This window comes from Thermomonas sp., assembly GCF_025993755.1.
Classification (GTDB): domain Bacteria; phylum Pseudomonadota; class Gammaproteobacteria; order Xanthomonadales; family Xanthomonadaceae; genus Thermomonas.
This window is the reverse complement of sequence record NZ_JAMQHN010000163.1, coordinates 1-3810: the sequence shown is the minus strand read 5'-3', so window position 1 is coordinate 3810 and position 3810 is coordinate 1. Positions and strand designations below refer to the sequence as shown.

Here is a 3810-nt window from a genome sequence, read left to right as displayed (position 1 = left end):
TGCGCGCCTTCTTGTCGTAGAGCATGCGCGCCCGAAGCACCTCGAAGCTGTAACCCCTGCCCATGCGGTTCATGTCTTTGGCCACTCGGTTGACTGATTCAGTATAGGCATTGGTATCGGCTGCTCGAAGTAGGCGAAGTGCCGGCACCGTACTCGAGCATGAGCGTCTTGCCTTTCGCGAAGGCGATCGGCTTGGCTGTCGCGAACATAGGCAGTGTGCTGAGTAGCGCGAGCGCTACCCAACGTCGTGGGAATGTCATTGGCATATCTCCGTGAATGCCGCACGCAGCGGCATGCGGACGAAAAGCGTCCGGAATGGCACAAAACGGAGTGTTAAGCGATCGGTGGTCGCAAGAGCGTATCGAGCGATCGCGAGAGATACGTCGGAGTGTTTCCGGTCGCGTGGGTGGCATGCGGCGGAACCGATGCCACGACATCCGGCAGCGCATGCAGATAGGCGGTGCCAAAGCAGGCGGTCAGATCCCAAGAGGCAGGCTTGCAGCAATCGCAAGGCATCTCGTGCGTGTCGAGCGACGGGGCCATCTCATCACCACATGGCATGTCCGCCATGGCCGCGGCCATTTGCGCTGCCGCGATCTGCTGGAGCGCCTCGTTTGCCGCCTGCGCTGGCGCGATCTATGTCGAGGCGATCAGGGTGATGATCACCAACCAGTGCACCAAGCGGGACACGCGTCGCGGCATGGAAAGGATTCTAGTCCCGGGTGGCAGGTTGCGGCTGACCGCGCGTCGGATCCAGCAGGGATTTCATCTGCTCGATCTCGGCCTGCTGCCCTTCGATGATGTTCCGGCAGAGCGCCTGGATATCTTGGCTTGAAATCCTGGCTTCCTCGCACATCAGGATTGCGCCTGCATGGTGCGGGATCATGGATTTAAGGAACTGCCGGTCATCGACGCCGGCCTGTGCGCGAATCCCAAACCAACTACCGACCAGAACGAGGCCAGCCAAAGCAAAGATCACCGCGTTCTTTCGCTTGTCCTGGTACATGGCGCCCATCAGCGCCAACTCCAGGATCGCCATGGGTGCGGTCATCAGGGCCGCCATGTAGAACTGGTTGATATTCGGCACGACATTCGCGAAGCGATCAACCATGGCGTACATGAGCGCGTACATACAAGCGAATGACAGCACCAGCATGAGCGCGAATCGCCCGTAGTGCCCGTCGCTGGTCTGGTGGCCGGTGTGGCTGACGTGACCGCCCTTCGTCCGGGCGTCGTGAGTCGTCTGGTGCTTGGAGTGCGCTTGCATGATTGAACCTCCTTGAATGGCGGCGCGACGAGCCGCGCCGCCGAAATTCGCGCGTCAGTGGCCGGTGTACTCGGCCTCCGACAACACACCGTCCTTGTTGGTGTCCATCATGGCGAAGTGCGCGGCCATGGGATGTTTGGCCGGCATCTCTGCCTTCGACAGCTTGCCGTCCTGGTTCTTGTCGAGCGCACGAAACTCCTTTTGGGCCGGGGTGATTTCTGCAGTTGGCGCCGCGTGACCCGCATGGCTTCCATGCGCTTGCAGTTCCGCCGCGACGGCTACCGCGGACAGGGACAGGAGGCCGACAGCGGCCAGCGAAACGAATTTGTTCATGAACCTACTCCAGGTGGGGGGAAAGTCTTAGTGAGAAGACGCGCCGTGTGCGGACAGCGCGGGTGCTGCGTGCGTTGCGCCCAGGGGAACACGCGCCAGGCGCAGCGCATTGGTGACGACCGAAACAGAACTCAGGCTCATGGCCAGCGCCGCGATCATCGGGCTGAGTAGCAGACCGAACACCGGATACAACACACCGGCGGCGATCGGCACGCCGATGGCGTTGTAGAGGAAGGCGAAGGCGAGGTTCTGCTTCATGTTGGCGACCGTTGCATCCGAAATCGCCCGCGCCTCCAGGATCCGGCTCAGATCGCCTTTGACCAAGGTGACCTGAGCGCTGGACATCGCGACGTCAGTGCCGGTGCCCATGGCGATGCCGACATCCGCGGCCGCGAGAGCCGGCGCATCGTTCACACCATCGCCGGCCATGGCGACACGTCGCCCTTGCGCCTTGAGTTGCTGTACCAGCGCGGCCTTGTCCTGCGGACGCACCTCGCCTCGCACGTCCTCGATGCCGAGTGTGCGACCCACCGCCTCGGCGGTCGATTGCGCATCGCCCGAAGCCATCACCAGATGCAGGCCTGCCGCACGCAATGCGTTCAAAGCCGGCAAGGTCGTGGCCTTGATCGGATCTGCCACGGACACCGCGCCCGCCAACCGCCCATTCACGGCGAGGAACATCACGCTGGCGCCCTCGCCCCTCGCCGATTCGGCACGAGCAAGCAGCGGCGCGACATCGGCGCCCACCTCGGCCATGAGCGCCTTGTTACCGAGGGCAAGCTTCTGCCCTGCGATCTGCCCGCGCACGCCTTTGCCGGTAACCGAATCGAAGTCATCGGTCGTCGACAGCGGTAGGTTCCGGCGCTTGGCTTCGGTCAGGATCGCATCCGCCAGCGGGTGTTCGCTGCCCTGCTCCAGGCTTGCCGCCAAGCCCAGCACGGTGTCGTCCTCGAACCCGTCGGCGGCCATGACCGCGCGAAACGCCGGGCGACCTTCGGTCAGGGTGCCGGTCTTGTCGACGATCAAGGTATCGATCTTGCGCAACTGCTCGATCGCCTCGGCGTCGCGGAACAATACGCCGGCACGCGCCGCGCGGCCGGTGGCGACCATGATCGACATCGGCGTGGCCAATCCCAGCGCACACGGACAAGCAATGATCAGCACCGAGACCGCATTGAGGACGGCGTATGTCCACGACGGCTCCGGCCCGAACAGGCCCCAGCCGAAGAACGTGAGTACGGCAATCGCCAACACCGCGAGCACGAACCAGAACGCGACCTTGTCGGCCATGCGCTGCATCGGTGCACGCGAGCGCTGCGCCTGGGCGACGAGCTGCACGATCTGCGACAGCACGGTCTCCGAACCGATCCTGTCGGCGCGGATGACGAGGCTCCCGGTGCCATTGATCGTGGCGCCGATCACGCGGCTGCCTGCGGTCTTTTCAACCGGAATCGATTCGCCGGTCAGCATCGATTCGTCGACGCTGGAGCGCCCTTCGAGCACTTCGCCGTCGACCGGCACTTTTTCGCCGGGGCGCACGCGCAGTTTGTAGCCGATGTGGACATGTTCGAGCGGGATGTCGTCTTCGCTGCCATCGTCGTTGATGCGACGGGCCGTCTTCGGCGCGAGCCCCAGCAAAGCCTTGATCGCCGCCGAAGTCTTCGAGCGGGCACGCAACTCCAGCAACTGCCCCAACAGAGTCAATGACACGATGACCGCGGCGGCCTCGAAATAGACGCCGACCCGGCCATGCTCACGGAACGAATCCGGGAATAGATCCGGTGCCACAGTGGCCACCACGCTATAGCCGAAGGCTGATGCAACGCCAATCCCGATCAGCGTGAACATGTTCGGGCTGCGGTTGCGGATCGATTGCACGCAACGCTCGAAGAACGGCCAGCCGGCCCAGAGCACGACCGGCGTGCTCAACGCGAGTTCCAGCCAGGTGCGGGCACCCATGCTCAGGAACGTCAGCCGGTCGCCCAACATCGCCAGCAGGAAGACCACGACGGTCAGCGGCAACGTCCACCAGAAGCGATGCGAGAAGTCGCGCAGTTCCGGGTTGTCCTCGTCCTCCAGGCTGGGCATTTCCGGCTCCAGCGCCATGCCGCAGATCGGGCACGTCCCCGGTCCTTCCTGGCGGATTTCCGGGTGCATGGGACAGGTGTAGATCGTGCCCGCCGGCGCGGCGGGCGCCGTCTCGGCCTTGG

General features: G+C 63.8%; 3 protein-coding genes and 1 pseudogene. All 4 read right to left on the bottom strand.

All coding sequences use genetic code 11. From position 1 onward, the window contains the following. Positions 1 to 115 (bottom strand): annotated as a pseudogene (locus Q0X16_RS11885) (transposase); the annotation flags it as partial. 597 nt (positions 116 to 712) lie between these two features. Beyond that, entirely contained in the window at positions 713 to 1267 is a 555-nt protein-coding gene (locus Q0X16_RS11880) for a DUF305 domain-containing protein (protein WP_187570533.1), read from the bottom strand. A 54-nt stretch (positions 1268 to 1321) separates the two neighbouring features. Continuing rightward, the gene (locus Q0X16_RS11875; RefSeq protein WP_297834682.1) at positions 1322 to 1600 is read right to left on the bottom strand and encodes an EF-hand domain-containing protein; all 279 of its coding nucleotides are present in this window, start codon (positions 1598 to 1600) and stop codon (positions 1322 to 1324) included. A 27-nt stretch (positions 1601 to 1627) separates the two neighbouring features. Then, on the bottom strand, positions 1628 to 3772 hold the full coding sequence (locus Q0X16_RS11870; RefSeq protein ID WP_297834687.1) for a copper-translocating P-type ATPase: 2145 nt from the start codon (positions 3770 to 3772) through the stop codon (positions 1628 to 1630). Between the last annotated feature and the right edge of the window lie 38 nt (positions 3773 to 3810).

What these genes read in the sequence shown, in the direction of transcription:
- Q0X16_RS11880 (WP_187570533.1), bottom strand. Translation starts at nt 1,267, where the DNA reads ATGCAAGCGCACTCCAAGCACCAGACGACTCACGACGCCCGGACGAAG.
- Q0X16_RS11875 (WP_297834682.1), bottom strand. Translation starts at nt 1,600, where the DNA reads ATGAACAAATTCGTTTCGCTGGCCGCTGTCGGCCTCCTGTCCCTGTCC.